Origin of the sequence: Candidatus Palauibacter polyketidifaciens (assembly GCF_947581785.1) — a bacterium.
GTDB classification, from domain to species: domain Bacteria; phylum Gemmatimonadota; class Gemmatimonadetes; order Palauibacterales; family Palauibacteraceae; genus Palauibacter; species Palauibacter polyketidifaciens.
The window spans coordinates 165862-181982 of record NZ_CANPVO010000013.1 but is presented as its reverse complement, the minus strand read 5'-3'; the positions used below and the strand labels follow the sequence as shown (position 1 = coordinate 181982).

At 70.8% G+C, this 16121-nt stretch carries 14 protein-coding genes; 10 read left to right on the top strand and 4 right to left on the bottom strand.

Annotated elements, in window-relative coordinates; genetic code table 11:
* Positions 1-3: 3 nt before the first annotated feature.
* A complete protein-coding gene (gene typA, locus RN729_RS02940) occupies positions 4-1869 on the bottom strand; it encodes a translational GTPase TypA (protein ID WP_310782181.1) in 1866 nt (621 codons plus the stop codon).
* A 170-nt stretch (positions 1870-2039) separates the two neighbouring features.
* Here typA and RN729_RS02935 point away from each other — a divergent pair, with 170 nt between their 5' ends.
* Complete coding sequence (locus RN729_RS02935) at positions 2040-2582, top strand: hypothetical protein (RefSeq protein ID WP_310782180.1); 543 nt, start codon at positions 2040-2042, stop codon at positions 2580-2582.
* An 18-nt stretch (positions 2583-2600) separates the two neighbouring features.
* Here the strand turns inward: RN729_RS02935 and RN729_RS02930 are convergent, their stop codons facing one another.
* Both RN729_RS02930 and RN729_RS02925 read right to left on the bottom strand, forming a co-directional pair.
* Positions 2601-2999, bottom strand: coding sequence for a co-chaperone GroES family protein (locus tag RN729_RS02930; RefSeq protein WP_310782179.1), 399 nt, complete (start codon positions 2997-2999; stop codon positions 2601-2603).
* A gap of 74 nt (positions 3000-3073) precedes the next feature.
* The gene (locus tag RN729_RS02925) at positions 3074-4198 is read right to left on the bottom strand and encodes a hypothetical protein (RefSeq protein WP_310782178.1); all 1125 of its coding nucleotides are present in this window, start codon (positions 4196-4198) and stop codon (positions 3074-3076) included.
* A 219-nt stretch (positions 4199-4417) separates the two neighbouring features.
* Here RN729_RS02925 and RN729_RS02920 point away from each other — a divergent pair, with 219 nt between their 5' ends.
* From RN729_RS02920 to RN729_RS02890, 7 genes are all read left to right on the top strand, one after another.
* Positions 4418-4744: a helix-turn-helix transcriptional regulator gene (locus RN729_RS02920; protein WP_310782177.1), complete on the top strand. Its 327-nt coding sequence runs from the start codon at positions 4418-4420 to the stop codon at positions 4742-4744.
* 34 nt (positions 4745-4778) lie between these two features.
* On the top strand, positions 4779-5498 hold the full coding sequence (locus RN729_RS02915) for a hypothetical protein (RefSeq protein WP_310782176.1): 720 nt from the start codon (positions 4779-4781) through the stop codon (positions 5496-5498).
* Between the two features lie 2 nt (positions 5499-5500).
* Positions 5501-5872, top strand: a complete 372-nt coding sequence (locus RN729_RS02910) for a hypothetical protein (protein WP_310782175.1) — start codon at positions 5501-5503, stop codon at positions 5870-5872.
* A 7-nt stretch (positions 5873-5879) separates the two neighbouring features.
* Positions 5880-8048, top strand: a complete 2169-nt coding sequence (locus RN729_RS02905) for an SUMF1/EgtB/PvdO family nonheme iron enzyme (RefSeq protein ID WP_310782174.1) — start codon at positions 5880-5882, stop codon at positions 8046-8048.
* A 149-nt stretch (positions 8049-8197) separates the two neighbouring features.
* A complete protein-coding gene (locus RN729_RS02900) occupies positions 8198-8665 on the top strand; it encodes a 2Fe-2S iron-sulfur cluster-binding protein (RefSeq protein WP_310782173.1) in 468 nt (155 codons plus the stop codon).
* A gap of 15 nt (positions 8666-8680) precedes the next feature.
* Positions 8681-11047 (top strand): molybdopterin cofactor-binding domain-containing protein, encoded by a 2367-nt coding sequence (locus RN729_RS02895; RefSeq protein WP_310782172.1) that lies wholly within the window; start codon positions 8681-8683, stop codon positions 11045-11047.
* Positions 11044-11913: a xanthine dehydrogenase family protein subunit M gene (locus RN729_RS02890; protein ID WP_310782171.1), complete on the top strand. Its 870-nt coding sequence runs from the start codon at positions 11044-11046 to the stop codon at positions 11911-11913. Before RN729_RS02895 ends, RN729_RS02890 begins: the two co-directional genes overlap by 4 nt.
* A gap of 25 nt (positions 11914-11938) precedes the next feature.
* Here RN729_RS02890 and RN729_RS02885 read toward each other — a convergent pair whose 3' ends face one another.
* On the bottom strand, positions 11939-13675 hold the full coding sequence (locus tag RN729_RS02885; protein WP_310782170.1) for a gamma-glutamyltransferase: 1737 nt from the start codon (positions 13673-13675) through the stop codon (positions 11939-11941).
* A 183-nt stretch (positions 13676-13858) separates the two neighbouring features.
* Between RN729_RS02885 and RN729_RS02880 the strand changes: the two genes are divergently transcribed.
* Positions 13859-14548 carry a TetR/AcrR family transcriptional regulator gene (locus tag RN729_RS02880; protein ID WP_310782169.1) on the top strand — a complete coding sequence of 230 codons (690 nt, stop codon included), beginning with the start codon at positions 13859-13861 and terminating at the stop codon, positions 14546-14548.
* The gene (locus tag RN729_RS02875; RefSeq protein WP_310782168.1) at positions 14545-16116 is read left to right on the top strand and encodes a TolC family protein; all 1572 of its coding nucleotides are present in this window, start codon (positions 14545-14547) and stop codon (positions 16114-16116) included. Before RN729_RS02880 ends, RN729_RS02875 begins: the two co-directional genes overlap by 4 nt.
* Positions 16117-16121: the final 5 nt, after the last annotated feature.

The following is a 16121-nucleotide window of genomic DNA, read 5'->3' as shown; positions in this document are numbered from 1 at the left end:
GCGTCAGGCTTCGCGGGCCTCGGCGGCGGCGCGGCGCATCGCCTTTTTTCGTTCGATCGGGTCGAGGCTGCGCTTGCGGAGGCGGATCGCGTCGGGCGTGACCTCGATCAACTCGTCGTCGTTGATGAACTCGAGGGCGAGTTCCAGCGTGAGTTCGCGCGGCGGCTCCAGGCGCACGTTCTCGTCCGCGGCGGCGGCGCGCATGTTCGTGAGCTTCTTGCCCTTCGACACGTTGACCTCGAGGTCGCCGGGGCGGACGTTCTCGCCCACGATCATCCCGCTGTAGACCTCGATGCCGGGGCCGATCAGCATCTCGGCCCGCTCCTGGAGGTTGAAGAGGGCAAAGGCGACGGAGGTACCCGGGCGGTCGGCGACGAGCACTCCCTTCCGCCGGTGTTCCAGGTGTCCGGCCCGGGGTCCGTATTCGAGGAAGCGGTGGTGCAACTGGCCCTCGCCGCGCGTGTCCGTGAGGAACTCGGAGCGGTATCCGAACAGCCCGCGCGACGGGAGCCTGAAATCCAGGCGCACCGGACCCTGGTCTGTCGGCCGCATCGAGAGGAGTTCGGCCCGCCGGCTCCCCATCTTCTCCATCACCACGCCGACCATCTCCGCCGGGACTTCGATCACCGCCTCTTCGTAGGGCTCCAGGATCTCCCCGTCGGGCCCCTGGCGCAGGAGGACGCGCGGCCGCGAGACGGAGAACTCGTACCCCTCCCGGCGCATGGTTTCCATGAGGATCGTGAGATGGAGTTCCCCTCGCCCCGAAACGGAGAAGGTGTCGGGCGAGTCCGTCGGCTCGACGCGAAGGGCGACGTTCCGCTCCAGTTCGCGGAGGAGGCGCTGGCGCAGTTGCCGGGTCGTGACGTACTTGCCCGTCCGCCCGGCGAAGGGGGCGTCGTTGACCCGGAAGTCCACCGCGAGGGTGGGTCGTTCGACCGCGATCCCGCGGAGACGCTCCCTGTGGTCCGGGTCGACGATGGTCTGGCCGATCTCCACTCCCTCGAGTCCGGCCAGCGCCACGATGTCGCCGGCGCTCGCGCGGGGCGTTTCAATGCGCTTCAGCCCGTCGAAGCCGTAGATCTTGAGCACGCGGGCCGGGATGGCCTCGTCGGCGGACACAGGTCCGGGCTCCCCGAGCGGCAGCAGCACCACGCGATCCGCCTCCGTCACGGTGCCCCGTTCGATGCGGCCGATCGCGATGCGCCCCACGTAGCTGGAGTGATCCAGCGTGGAGGCCAGCATCTGGAACGGTCCTCCGGGGTCGCCGGCGGGGGAGGGGACGCCCGCGACGATCGTCTCGAACAGCGGCTCCAGGTCTCCGGCTCGCGCCTCGATATCGGGCGACGCCCAGCCGTCGCGCCCGCTCGCGTACAGGAAGGGGGCATCGAGCTGGGCCTCGGTCGCATCGAGTTCCAGGAACAGTTCCAGCACCTCGTCGTGGACCTCCGCCGCGCGCTGCTCGGGCCGGTCCACCTTGTTGATCGCGACGATGGGCGCGAGGCCGAGCGCGAGCGCCTTCCGCGTGACGAAGCGCGTCTGCGGCATCGGTCCCTCGGCCGCGTCCACCAGGAGGAGCACGCCGTCCACCATCCGAAGGATGCGCTCGACCTCGCCGCCGAAGTCCGCGTGACCCGGTGTGTCGACGATGTTGATCCTCGTCTCACCCCAGCGCACGGCGGTATTCTTCGACAGGATCGTGATGCCGCGCTCGCGCTCCAGCGGGTTCGAGTCCATGACCCGTTCCTCGACCCGCTCGTGCGACTGGAAGGCGCCGGCCTGCCGCAGCATGTGGTCGACGAGCGTCGTCTTCCCGTGATCGACGTGGGCGATGATCGCAATGTTCCGGATCTTCCCGGGCGGGGGTGCCAAACAGACCTCGACTTCCGCGTACGCGTGGTTGGGGGGAAACGGCGGGGAATCGCGAGGATATCCTACGGTCGCGGGCCCCGCACCAAAAGCTGTGCGCGGCGACGAGGGCCACACTAGGTTGGCCGCGGCGATTCCGGCACGAGCGGAGGTGGGAACTGAAGACCAAGCGATTGATGGTGGCCGTGGGACTGTCGGCCGTCTTCGTCTGGGTCTCGATCTGGTTCCGCTTCCGGGAGGTCGAGCCTCCACCCCCGCCCGAACCCGCCGATCTCCGCCTGTGGGACTTCCTCGGCTGCCGGCACCTCCGGTTCGACACCTGGCTCGCGGACAACGGTGGGGAAGATCCCGAAACCGATCCGCCCACGGTGCGGTCGGTCATGCTGTTCGCCGACTCCGTCGACGCGTACGGGAGAGAGATGACCGCCTACAAGGCCGTCGCGCTCGAGGGTGACGGAGACCTTTCCGGCACGGAGACGCGCTGGTTCACACGGGCCGACACGCTGTGGGTCGTATGGTCGACTCCCGAGGTGCGGGGGGCCGTGGCGCTGCGTCGCAGCCGCGGGGACATGGTCGGACGGGCGGTGGCGCGGCTTCGGGGGCAGGCGGCCGCCGCGTCCGCGACGGGCGACGCCCCGGTTCAGGCCCGGGCGACCTCCTGGGAGGTGAACTGTCACTCCCTGCGGCCCAACCGGATCGGCCCCGTCGACCGCTAACCCGCTGCGCGCGGGCGGCTAGAGAAAGGAGGGGTCGAAGCCCTCGGCGGCTTCTTCTCCCTCACCCTCCTCGCGGACGAGGGTGAGAATCGCGCCCTGCGGTGCGACGAGGTACTGCGTGCCCTCGAAGGTGATCTCCACCGCGGCCTTCCGGAAGAAGAGCGCGTAGTCTCCCGGTCGCGCCTGCATCGGGAGATAGCGGGCTTCGGTGGCGCCGATCTTCCACGGTTCGTCGTCGAGTTCGGCGGGCGGCCCGACCGGAGTCCCGGGGCCGACGGCGACGACCGTCCCCGCCTGCACTGCCTGCTTGTCGATCGCGGTGGGGGGGAGGTAGAGGCCGACATCCGTGCGCTCCTCACCCTCCAGGGGCTCGATGAGCACGCGGTCGCCGACGACGATGAGTCTCTTCTCGCTCATGCGGCAGGATAGGGAACTGGGGCGGCGCCGGACAGGCTGACCGGCCGGTGCGGGCTTTCAGCCGGCCCGGGCTTTCAGCCGGTTCGGGCTCCCTTCGCGGGGTCGTCGTCGATCTGCGAACGTTCGCCGGCGATGAAGCTGTCCACGCTCTCGGGAACGAGGAGGCTGTCGGCGATGCGGGCGATCTCCTCCGCCTCGCGCCACCGCGCCTCCAGTTCCTTCAGTTCCCCCTCCAGCGCCTCGCGCTCCGCCTGCTCGTGCGTCGCCATCTCGACCGCCAGCCGCACGTCCACCTTGAGACCCGCCAGGGTGCCGGGAAGCGGCTTCATGAGATTCTCGACCTTCTTCGGGGGGAGATCCGCCTTTCCCGAACTGGAGAAGTCGCTCATGGCGCGGCGAGCCGCCTCCGGCAGGAAAGCCTCCGGATGTCCGGCCTCCTCGATCCGCTCGACCGCGGCGCGGATCGCCTTCCGGGCCCCGCCACTCCGATTGGCGTGGGCCATGAGCTGGCCTGCGAGGCCGATCGCCTCGCTGCCGTGCACGATCATCGTATGTCGCCGGTTCTTGCGCTTGCGGGTCTTCCCCCACTTGTCCCAACCCGTGATGTGATCAACGCGGAGGTCCCATCCCGATGCATCAGGGCTGGGTATCAGGCGAGACGTGTAGAGGTGTTTCCGTTGTATTCGGATGGGATCGCCGTGCTCATCCCTGAGGCGGAGAAGGACGCGGTCCCGATACCAGGCTTGCGCCGCCTGAAAGAGCCCCGGGAAGACCCCGCCCATCGCGAACCCGGCGAGCGTGCCGCCCACGACGACCGCGCCCGCCGCCGCCCCGACGCCCCCCGTGATGAGCGCGGCGCGGCGGCGGCGCCGGCCGAACTGGTCGCCGTAGCGCCAGGCCGCGAACTCCTGCCGAACGGGGTCGCCGACGCGGACGAGTTCGAGGCCCTCCTTGAGCTTCGCGAGGCCGATGTTGTCGGAGGCGACCCGCATGCGGGTGGTCTCGAAGGCGCGTTCGCACGCTTCGATCGCCTCCCAGCGCGTCTCCAGCGGCGACAGGTTCCAGCGCTCGCAGCGCCGGCACACGACCCACAGCCGTCCCTTCGCCCCGTCGAAGGCGAGGCGGCGCCCCACCGGGAACTCCTCGATGGCCTCGTTCCGGCCGAGGTCGCCGTGGCAAAAGATGCAGGTCGTATACATGCGCCTCCAATGTCGCGGACTGTTCCGGCCGGGGATACCCGCGACGGCCCCCGCTTCATCGCCTCCCGTAACATCCACCGCCGCGCGTGGCGCGCCCCGTCCGGAATCTCTTCCGTATACAGATTTGCGATATAAAGATAATCTTTATATCATGCTTGAGAGGCTCCTGGGCGAGCCGGGCGCCGAGCTGAACGTGGAACGGTCGAAACGAGGTGCCGCTTGCAGGCCACTCTCTCGAAGCGAATCAACGAGCTGCTCGTGCTCGCGGTCCTGGAGCGGGGACCCGCGCACGGATACCAGATCGCGCTCTCCGTGGAGGAACGGACGGGGGGCGCATTTTCGTTTCAGCACGGGACGCTCTACCCGATCCTGCACCGGCTCGAGACGGACGGGCACGTGCGCGGCACTTGGGGCGGGAAGGGCCGGCGGCGGAAGACTTACGAACTCACCGACGCAGGCCGGGCCGAACTCGCGGCGGGGGCCGCGCAACTCGAACGGCAGTTTCGGGTGCTGCTGGAACTCTTCGGGGGCACCCATGCGGCCTGACCACCCCCTGGCCGACGTCGAACGGAGTCTCGTGGTGCCGCCGCGACGCCGCCTCGACCTGCTGGAGGAAGTCGACGCCGACGCGGAGGCGCTGCAGGCGGAACTGGAACGTCGCGGATACGGGCCGGCGCAGGCGCGCCGCGCCGCCCTCCGCCGGGTCGTGCCGGGCACGGATACGCTCGCGCAACTCGAGGCGCAGCACGCGCCGCCTCTGGGCCGCTGGGCGCGGGGCGCGGGATGGATCGATCGGGCGGAACGCCTCGGGATCGTCGTGGCCACGGCGCTGGCCGGGGCGGTGGCGTGCATCACGATTCTCGGGACGGGCGCCCTCGGCTCCGCGGCCGTGCTGGCCTGGCCCCAGGTCATCGTCGTCGCCCTTCTCGCCGCGAACTGGACCCGGGCCGCCAAGCATCTCTGGATCGACGGCGATCTGCGGCCGGAACTGCGGCGCCGGCTGTGGGAGCGGCAGATCGGCCTCATCGTCCTCGCGGTCGCCCTCGGGGCGCTGGGCGCTGCCCGGGAGGTCTGGGGCGCCTTCGGAGCGCTCGAAGCCGAGGGCTTTGCGCCGCCGGCCATGTGGGACGCAGTCGGCCGCGTCGTTTCCTTCGCCGCGCTCGGGCTGAGCGCGGCCATCTTCGGACTCTTCGGCTGGCTCGCGCTCACCCCGCGCCTGATCGACGACGAAACCATGGAGCACCGCATATCGGCGTTCTTCGCCTCGCGGCTCCCAACCACCCCATCAAGGCGGAGGTAGCGATGTCCTTCATCGAATCACTCGGATTCATCCAGTATCCGATCTGGATCGTCCTGATCCTGATGCTGGTACAGATCGGACGCGCGACGGCCGACCGGTTTCGGTCCTCCGGAGCCCCGCCGGCGGGGCTGCGCATCCATTCCATCCTGGTTCTCGGCGCCCTCGCCGCGTGCCTCGGGGTGCTCGGATCCCTCGTCGGCGTCTGGCTGGCCGCAGAGGCTATCTCGCGGGCTGGGGAGGTAAACGCGGGGCTGGCGTGGGGCGGGATCCAGGTCGCCCTGGGCTCGTCCATCGTCGGTTTCCTCATCCTCGGCGTGGCGTCGATCGCCTGGCTCGCCCTGCAGTACGCGGGCGGGCGCCGGGATGCGGCGTAAGGCGCCGATGCGGCGCCCGACGCTCGTCGCAGCCGGTGTCGTCCTTGCGGTCGGCGCCTGCGCCCCGGGGCCGGAGGAAGGTCTCGGGGGCCTGTCGCCGCGCGACTCGGTCGGAGTAGCGATTTCCGACAACGAGTCCGCCGACGCGCCGTTCGCGGGCGGGGCGGTGCACATGGCGGACCTCATGACGCCGGACAGCGCGCTCACGGCGCTCCCCTGGGGAGTGGCCGCGGATCCGACGGCCGAGCGGGTCTACGTCGCGGACGTGACGGGCGCCCGGGTCGCCGTGTTCGACGGCGCGGGGGCCTTCGTGGAGGCAGTGGGACGGGCGGGAGAGGGTCCGGGCGAGTTCCGGGGCGTGTCCGCGCTGACGCTGGGGCCGGGGGGGACGCTCGTCGCGCTCGATGCGAGGCGGGGCGTGCTCAGCCGCTGGTCGCGGGACGGAGAGTTCGCGGGGGAGGAGCGGCTCCCCGCAAGCTACTGGGGCCCCGGCTTTGCGGTGGGCGAGGGCGCGGCGGCGGAATGGTTCGCGACCGTGGGTTCCACGACGGCGGACATGTCGATGGACCAGACGCTGGCGGTCCATACGCCCCGCGGAGCGGAACCGGTCCACGTCGTGAGGCGGGAACTGTCGCTCATGGAACTGCCGTGCGTGTCCATGCCCGCCCCGAAGGTGTTCGCGCCGGACGCGGTGTGGGCGAGCCGCGGCGACACGCTCTGGTTCGTGAACGGGGACGGGTTCCGGATCGACGGCTACGCGCGGGGAGAGGTCTTCGCCAGCGTGCGGCGGGCGGCGGCGCCGGCGATCCCCGTCACGCGAGCGATGGCGATGGCGTCGCTTTCGTTCGGCCCGGGCCCGTACGGGGGCCTCATGCGGCAGTGCGGCGTGACGGCCGCGGAAGTGGTCGACGCCACCGGATACGAGGAGGTGCTGTCTCCCATCGTCGGCTTCACGCTCGATCCGACGGGCGGGCTGTGGGTGTCGCGGCGGGTGCGTGGTCTCATCCCCGAGGTCATCGATGTGATGGGACCCGGAGGCGGATACCTGGGGACGCTCGACATCCCCGCCATCCCCGTCGGGTTCGTGTCGCCGTTGCGGCTGGTCGCCGTGCGGCCGGTGCCGGAGACGGGGGAGATCCGGGTGTCGCTGTACGAAATCGGGACGGACGCCGCGGCGGCCGGCGGATCGGGCGCCCGCGATGGCCGCGGGCCCGCCGCCGGGAGCCCGCCCGCTCGGATCGGGTCGGTACTGCGCGGCGGGTCCAGACAATCGTCCTCCGCCGCGGCGTCGGCCCCGCCCCGGCGCCCCTCGGAGCCCAACCCGGCGGGCCTGCGCGAGTTCAGGGACTGCGACCTCTGTCCGGTCATGGTGGAAATGCCGCCGGGAGGGTTCGTGACGGGGCGGGCCGAGGGAGAAGACCGGCGCCTGGGGCTCGACCGGGAGCCGGACCGGCCGGAGTTCAGCCGGGAGCGGGAGCGTCCCCGCGTGCGGATCGAGTTCGGACACCGGTTCGCCATCGGCAAGTACGAGGTGACGTTCGACGAGTGGGACCGCTGCGTGGCAGCGGGAGGATGCGACTACCGGCCCGAGGACAGGGGATGGGGGCGGGGCGACCGTCCCGTGATCCACGTCTCCTACCTCGACGCCGAGATGTACCTGGCCTGGCTGGCGGAGGAGACCGGCCGCCCGTACCGGCTGCCGAGCAGCGCCGAGTGGGAATACGCGGCCCGCGCCGGGACGACGACCGCCCGCTGGTGGGGAGACGAGGTCGGGAGCGGACACGCGGTGTGCGACGAGTGCGGCCTCGACTGGGAGGTGGGGTCCACCGCGCCCACGGGATCGCTGCCGCCGAACCCGTGGGGACTCCACGACATGCTGGGCAACGTGTCCGAACTCGCGGCCGACTGCTGGACGGCCACCTACGACGAGGTGCCCACCGACGGCTCACCCGTCCGCGAAGCGTCCCATCACTGGAGCGAAGGCCGCTGCCTGCGTCCCACCTGGCGGGGCGGCGCCTTCTACCACTTCCGCTGGACCGTACGCTCGGCGTGGCGCAGCGGCGGCAGCATTCTGGCCACCGCCGAAGCGCGCCACGCCCATCCGCAGGTCGGCGGCGGCACCGGCTTCCGCGTCGCCCTCACGTTCGACGCGCCGACCCCGGACCCGGCCCGCTAACCACTCCCGCCGACTCCCGGGCCCGGCCCGGTTGCCCCGGCCCCGCAGCCCGTTCTAGACTGAATCCCCCCGGCCGACGGGCGGCCGGATGAGTCCCGTTCCGGGAGCTCCGCCGGCGCTCCCGCCGGCACAGGATCAGGAGTGGCCGCATGAAGCGCATCTCCATGACCGTGAACGGGGTTCGGCACGAGGCGGACGTCGAACCCCGCACCCTCCTCGTTCATTTCGTCCGCGAACAACTCGAACTGACCGGCACCAACGTGGGCTGCGACACGTCCTCGTGCGGCGCCTGCACGATTCTGATGAATGGTCAGTCGGTGAAGTCGTGTACCGTGCTCGCCGTCCAGGCGGACGGCGCGGACGTGACCACCGTCGAGGGGCTCGCGAGCAACGGCGACTGGCACCCGGTCCAGAAGGCGTTCCACGAGAACCACGGCCTGCAGTGCGGGTTCTGCACGCCGGGCATGATGATGGCCGCGGTGGGATATCTGGATGAGAACCCCGCGCCCACGGAAGACGAAGTCCGGCTCGCGCTGGAGGGCAACCTCTGCCGGTGCACCGGCTACCACAACATCGTCAAGGCGGTGCTCGCGGCCGCCGACGACATGGGCTCTTAGGCGAGGAGAGAGAACATGGCGACGGCTGAGAAATACGTTGGCGGCGGGGTCCCACGGAAAGAGGATCCCAAGCTTCTCACGGGGCAGGGCCAGTTCCTGGAAGGCCTCACGCTGCCCGGCATGCTTCATGCGGCGCTCGTGCGGAGCCCGCACGGGTCTGCGCGCATCAACTCGGTGGACGTCTCCGCCGCCGCGGCCGCGGAGGGCGTGGTCGCGGCGTACAGCGGGGCCGACCTCGCCGGTGAATGGGCGGCGGGGCTGCCCATGGCGTGGCCCGTGACGGACGACATCCGGATCCCCGACCACTGGCCGGTGGCGCAGGATGTGGCGCGGTACGTGGGCGACGCGGTGGCGGTCGTGGTCGCCACGAGCCGCAACGCGGCGCTCGACGCGGCGGAACTCGTCGAGGTCGACTACGAGGTGCTCGACGCGGTCGTGGACGTGGAGGCGGCGGTGGCCGATGGCGCGCCGCGCGTACACGAGTCGTTCGACGACAACAAGAGCTACACCTGGGCGCTGACGAACGGCGAGGTGGATGAGGCGTTCGCGAAGGCGGATGTCGTCGTCAAGGAGCGCTACACGCAGCCGCGGCTCATCCCGAACGCGATGGAGCCGCGCGCGGTCGTCGCGCAGTCCGTCCCCTCGACGGGCGACTTCACCGTGTGGTCCACGACGCAGATTCCCCACGTCGCGAAGGTGCTGTTCGCGCTCACCCTCGGAATCCCCGAGTCGCAGATCCGCGTCATCGCGCCCTCCGACGTGGGCGGCGGCTTCGGCTCGAAGCTGAACGTGTACGCGGAGGAGGCGCTCTGCATCGCCCTCGCGCGCCGCCTGGGGAAGCCGGTCAAGTGGGTCGCTGGCCGCAGCGAGGGATACCTCGCCACGATTCACGGCCGGGACCAGGTCCAGGAGATCGAGATCGCGGCGACCTCCGACGGCGACATCCTCGGATACCGCGTCCACATCCTCGCGGCCATGGGCGCCTACCTGCAGCTCGTGGCGCCGGGTGTGCCGCTCCTGGGCGCCTTCCTCTACTGCGGCTGCTACGGCGGTGAGGCGTACCACTTCGAGTGCACGGGCGTGTTCACGAACACGACCCCGACGGACGCCTACCGGGGCGCGGGTCGGCCCGAGGCGACCTACGCCATCGAGCGGGCGATCGACTCGCTCGCGCGGGAAGTCGGCGTGGACCCGGCGGAGATCCGGCGCCGCAACTTCCTCCCGGCCGGCGACATGGTGCAGAGCCCGGGCGGGCTCGCCTTCGATTCGGCCGACTACGAGCCCGCGCTCGACCGGGCGCTGGAACTGCTCGACTACGACGGGTTCCGGAGCGACCAGGCGGAGCGCAGGGAGGGAGGGGGCAGCAGGCAGATCGGGGTCGGGTTCTCCTCCTACGTGGAGATCTGCGGGCTCGCGCCCTCGCAGGTGCTGGCTTCGCTGAAGTACGCAGCCGGCGGCTGGGATGCGGCCACGGTGCGCATGCTGCCGACCGGAAAGGCGGAAGTCGTGACGGGCAGTTCGCCGCACGGGCAGGGGCACGTGACCTCCTGGTCGCAGATCACGGCGGACGCGCTCGGGATTCCGTACGAGGACGTCACGGTCCTCCACGGGGACACGCACGTGGCGCCGCACGGGATGAACACCTACGGCAGCCGCAGCCTCGCGGTGGCCGGGGTCGCCGTGCACAACGCGTGCGACCGGGTGGTGGACAAGGCGAGGGGACTCGCGGCGCACCTGCTCGAGGTGGCGCCGGAGGACCTCGAGTACGAGGCGGGGACCTTCTCGGTGAAAGGGGTCCCGGACCGCACGAAGTCGATGCCGGAACTCGCCTTCGCGGCGTGGACGGCCCACAGCCTGCCGGAGGACTCCGAGCCCGGGCTTGAGGCGAGCTGCGTGTACGATCCGCCGAACTTCACCTTCCCCTTCGGGACGCACGTGGCCGTCGTCGAGGTGGATACGGAGACGGGCGCCGTGGATCTCGTCCGCTACATCGCGGTGGACGACTGCGGGCCGGTGATCAACCCCGTCATCGTGGACGGCCAGGTGCACGGCGGCGTGGCGCAGGGGATCGCGGCCGCGCTGTACGAGGAAGCGACGTACGCAGAGGACGGGACGCTCGAGACCTCGTCGATGGTCAACTATCTCGTGCCCTCCGCGGCGGAGTTCCCGTCCTTCGAGACGGATCGGACGGTGACGCCGAGCACGTCGAATCCCATGGGAGTGAAGGGGATCGGCGAAGCGGGGACGATCGGGTCCGCGCCGGCGGTGATCAACGCGATCGTGGATGCGCTCTCGCATCTCGGCGTGACGGACGTCCCGATGCCGGCGAGTCCGGAACGGGTGTGGCGAGCGATTCAGGCGGCCCAGGGAGGTGAGGCATGATCCCCGCGTCTTTCGACTACGAGCGCGCGTCGTCTCTCGATGAGGCGCTGAGCCTGCTCGCGGCGGGCGGCGAGGACGCGCGGCCGCTGGCCGGCGGACATTCGCTCCTTCCGCTCATGCGGCTGCGCCTTGCGCGGCCCTCCCTGCTCGTCGATATCGGCGGTCTCGACGAACTGCGCGGCGTACACGACGACGGCGACTCGGTCGTCATCGGGGCCCTGACGACGCATCACGAAGTGGCCGGCGCGTCCGAACTCACGGGCGGGAGCGGCCTTCTGGCGAAGGTGGCGGAGGGGATCGGCGATCCGCAGGTGCGGCATCGCGGCACGCTCGGGGGTTCCGTAGCACACGCGGACCCGGCCTCGGATCTGCCGGCGGCGCTCCTGGCGCTCGATGCCGAGGTCACACTCGCGGGCCGCGATGGCACGCGCTCGGTGGCGGCGGCGGACTTCTTCGTCGGCCCGTTCATGTCGGCCGCGGCCGATGGAGAGATCGTGACCGGCGTCCGGGTGCCGAAGCGGGAAGGGTGGGGCAGTGCCTATCAGAAGTTCCAGCGCCGCGCGCAGGACTGGGCGATCGTCGGCGTGGCCGCGGTCGTGAACTGGACGGACTCCGGAATCGCGGGCGCCGCGATCGGGCTCACGAACATGGGTGGCACGCCGCTGCGCGCGCCCGGGGTCGAAGCGGCCCTGACCGGCGCATCCGAGAAGGCACAGATCCTCGCTGCCGCGTCGAAGGTGTCGGAAGTCGAGACACCTCCGTCGGATGAGAACGCGAGTTCGGAGTACCGCGTCCACCTCGCGCAGGTGCTGATCGCGCGCGCCGTGGCCGAGGCCGCCGGCTGTCCGGGAATGCAGCGAGGCTAGAGGCCGCCGGCCAACCGGCCTCCGGCTAGTCTCGACCTCCTGTCGGCCCGGCGGGGCGGGGCGCCACAGCGGCGCCCTCCCAGTCGGGGTCGGCGGCACCGATCCAGGTGCGGGTGGCGGCGTCGTACTGCAGGCCGTGGATGCGCCCGAACGCGCCCTGCCGCGGCGTGGGCGTGATCTCGAATCCCATCTCCCGGAATTCCTCCACCGAAGCCCCGGACCAGCCGTCCTCGGGGCCCGCTTCCACGGAGAAGCCCGCGAGCCCGTCGGGCCCCATGTCGGGATGCACGCGGGGGGCCGCGAGCGCGGCGGGTAGCGCCAGTCCGTCATCGATGACCCGGGTCACGGCCTGGACAACCGCCGAGATGATCCGGATGCCGCCTGCGGCGCCCAGGACGAGGAACGGTTCGCCGTCGTCGAGGACCATGAAGGGCGTGATGCCGGACCGCGCCCGCTCTCCCGGCTCGCTGATTCCCAGGTAACCGCCCAGCGTCACGGCGTAGAGGAACCCGAGTCCGGGAGTGGCGACCTTCGCTCCCATGCCGGGGCCGATGGTCTGCGTGAGCGCGATGGCCATGCCGTTCCCGTCGGCAGCGGAGAGATGCGTCGTGTGGCCGTCCTCCGGCGGCAGTCCCGGCACCGGAGCGCCGACCGCCAACCATGGACCTTCGGCCCGTGACGCGGCCCCCGACGCGGCCCAGGACTCCGTGCCGGATTCGATGGCGGCCTCCACGGGCACCCGGACCTGCTCCGCGAGCTGGCGGGCGAACGCCTTCGACGTCACGCGCGCGGCGGAGGAGTCCGAACTCGGCCGGCGGTATTCGGTCATGGCGACAGCGAGGGACTGGGCGACGACGGACGCCCACGCCTCGTCGCTCATGCTGCCGGGATCGAAGACTTCGGCGACCTGGAGGGCGAGGATCGCGATCGCGCCGGAGGCCGGGATGTCGGAACCGACGATCTCGAACCCCCGGTAGGATCCGCGCACGATGCGCGAGTCCTCCGCTTCGTAGGCCGCCAGCGCTTCGCGGGTCAGGAAGCCGCCGTTCGCCGCCATGTCGTCGGCGATGCGGCCGGCAATCTCTCCCCGGTAGAAGGCGTCGCCGCCGCCGAGGGAAATCGTCCTCAGCGTCTCGGCCATGTCGGACTGCACGAGCCGGTCGCCGGGGCGGTAGGGCGACCCGTCGGCCTTCAGGTAGTAGCGCCGGGCGCCTTCGGATTCCGCCACCTGGTCGCGCGATCCCGCCTGGCGGCGCGCCTCTCCCGGAAGCAGCCGGAACCCGTGCGCCGCGTAATCGATCGCCGGGGCCATGATCGTGGTCAGCGGGAGGGACCCGTATTCCTCGTGCAGGCGCATGAGGCCCGCGACCGACCCTGGTACGCCGACGGTCGGATAGCCATAGGCGGCGCGGGGTGCCGTGGCCGGATCGTAACCGAGCGGGACCGACGTGGTCCCGTCGATGCCCGTGACCCCGCCGTCGGGCGTCCGGATCAGGATCTGGTTGCGCCCCCCGATGCTGTTCATGCTCGGCTCCACGACGGAGATCGCGAACGCGGCGGCGACGGCCGCATCGGCGGCGTTCCCCCCGAGTTCCAGCATCCGCGCGCCCGCGGCCGCGGCCAGCGGCTGCGCCGCGACGACGACCCCGTCCGCCGAGCGCGCGACCTGAGGCGCACTCTGCGCGTCCAGCCGCAGCGGCACCGCCGCGAACGCGAGTATCGCGAGAACGGTCGTGCCGTACATCCGGATGCCTGGCTTCATGGATCCTCCGTCGGTGTTGCGGTCCCCGGCAGCCCGTGGCCCAGGCCCTGCCGAATTGGGGCGGCGATGCACCTCGCGCGATGTATCTCGCCGGCGGGAAACTTGCGTGCGGTACGAGCCGTGACTAGGGTCCGGGTCCTCTTGACAAGACTGTTAAACGATTTGGACAACGCGAGGACCGCGATGGTGCCGCAAGCTCCGGTCGCCACACGACCGCCGGACACCGAACAACGACCGCCGGATACCGAGCAGAGGATCTTCGACGCCGCGCTCACGGTGTTCGCCCGCAAGGGACGGGACGGCGCCCGATTGCAGGAGATCGCGGATCACGCCGGGATCAATCGCGCGCTGCTGCACTACTATTTTCGCACCAAGGAGCAGCTCTACGAGGCCGTGTTCGAGCACGGGTGCCGGCAGTTCATGACCGGGCTCAGCCAGTCGCTGCGGGCGGAGGAGGGGGTCGAGGACAGCCTGCGCGCGTTCGTGTACGGTTACATCGACTACATCTACGAGCACCAGGACATGGCCCGCCTGATGCTGAACGAATGCCTGTGCGGCGGCGGCATCCTGGAGCGGCACTTCGCCGCCGCGATCGAGGCGCGCGACGAGGTGCCGGGGCTCCTGCTCGAGGACCGGTTGCGCGCGGCCCTCGGTGCCGGCGAGATCCGCGATGTCGACCTCCGGCACACGCTGCTCACGATCGTGTCGGCCTGCCTGTTTCCGTTCGTCGCCCTCCCGACAGTGCGCCTCTTCCACTCCAGGGCCGTGGAGGACTTCGATCGCTTCCTGCAGGAACGGAAGGCGCACATCGTCGATCTCCTGCTGGCGGGTCTGCGACCGACCGAAGGCGTCCGGGGGGAGGCACACGCGTGAGCGCCGCGACGACGGTCTCCGGGGTCGGGGCGCGCGGTTTCCTGCGAACGGGCGGGTTTCTCCTGCTCGCGGCGGTGGGCGCGTGTTCGTTCGCGCCGGGCCCCCGGCTCCCGGCCACGGTCGCCGAACTGCCCGCGGCGTACGATGCGGAAGCTCCCGCGGCCGAGGAGGCGCCTGAAGCCCGCGACTGGTGGCGTGCGTTCGACGACGCGACGCTGGACCGCCTGATCGAGACCGCGCTCGTCGCCAACCTCGACCTGCACGAGGCCGTCGCGCGGCTTGAGGAATTGCGGCACCGGTACCGGATCGCGCGCGCGCCGCTCTTCCCGGCGCTGACGCTCGACGCGAACGGCAACCGGTCCAGCACCCCCGCCAACACGGGCCTCGGGTCGCAGTTCGGGGGCGACGATGGCGGCGAGAGCCCGATCCCGGGGTTCAGCTTCGATTTCCCCGACCGGTTCGAGTTCACGACGTACTCGGCCTCGCTGGGCTTCGCCTACGAACTGGATTTCTGGGGCCGGCTGCGCAACGAATCCGGGGCGGCGGTCCGCGACTTCCTGGCTTCCCGGGCGGACGCGGAGACCGTACGGCTCACGGTGATCGCGTCCACCATCTCGACGTATCTCGAGGTCGTCTCGGCGCGAGGGCAGCTCGCGGTCGCCGAGGACAACGTCGACCTGCTGCGGGAGCGCGCCGAACTCACCCGGGAGCGGTATCAGGCGGGCGTCACGAACACCTTCGAACTCTACGCGATCCGGCAGCAGTACCGGACCGCCGAGTCGAACCTGCCGGGGCTGCGCACGGCCGTGGACGACGCCGAGGGTCGCCTGGCCCTCCTCGTCGGACGGTACGCGGGGATGATCGAAGATCTTCTACCGCCGACACTCGATCCGGCGATCGATACGACCCCGATTCCGGGTGGACTGCCGGTGTCGCTGCTCGAGGACCGGCCCGACGTCATGGCCGCGTTCGAGCGCGTCGAGGCGGCGCGCCGCAGGGTCGGGGCGCGCCGGGCCGAGCTGCTCCCCACGATCTCACTGAACGGGGCCGCCGGGCGCCAGGCGGGCGAACTCGGAGACCTGCGGTTCGTCGACCAGTGGTTCACGAACCTGATCGGCGGCCTCGTCGCGCCGATCTTCCAGGGCGGTCGCCTGCGGGCCAACCTCGGGGCGGCCTGGGCGCAGTACGACCAGGCGCTGATCGCCTACGCGCGCACGGTGCTGGGAGCCTACCGGGAGGTGCGGACGAGCCTGCGTCAGTTCGAGAACGAGCGGGAGCGGTACGCGCAGGTCATGGAACAGGTCGCCGACGCCCGCGCCTCGCTGGAGAACCAGTTGGAGCGCTACCAGAGCGGAGTGGGGGATTATGTCGAGTACCTCGACGCGCGGGTCAATCTGAACGGCGCCGAAACCACCCGGGTGCTCGCCGAACGCGGCATCGGGGAGGCGCGGCTCGCCGTGCACCGCGCCCTGGGCGGCGCGTGGGTGGCGGAGGATGTCGAGGATGTAGAGGACGTCGAGATTAATGAAGACACGGGGGACGCGGCGTCGCTCCCTGATCGGAGATAGGGCGG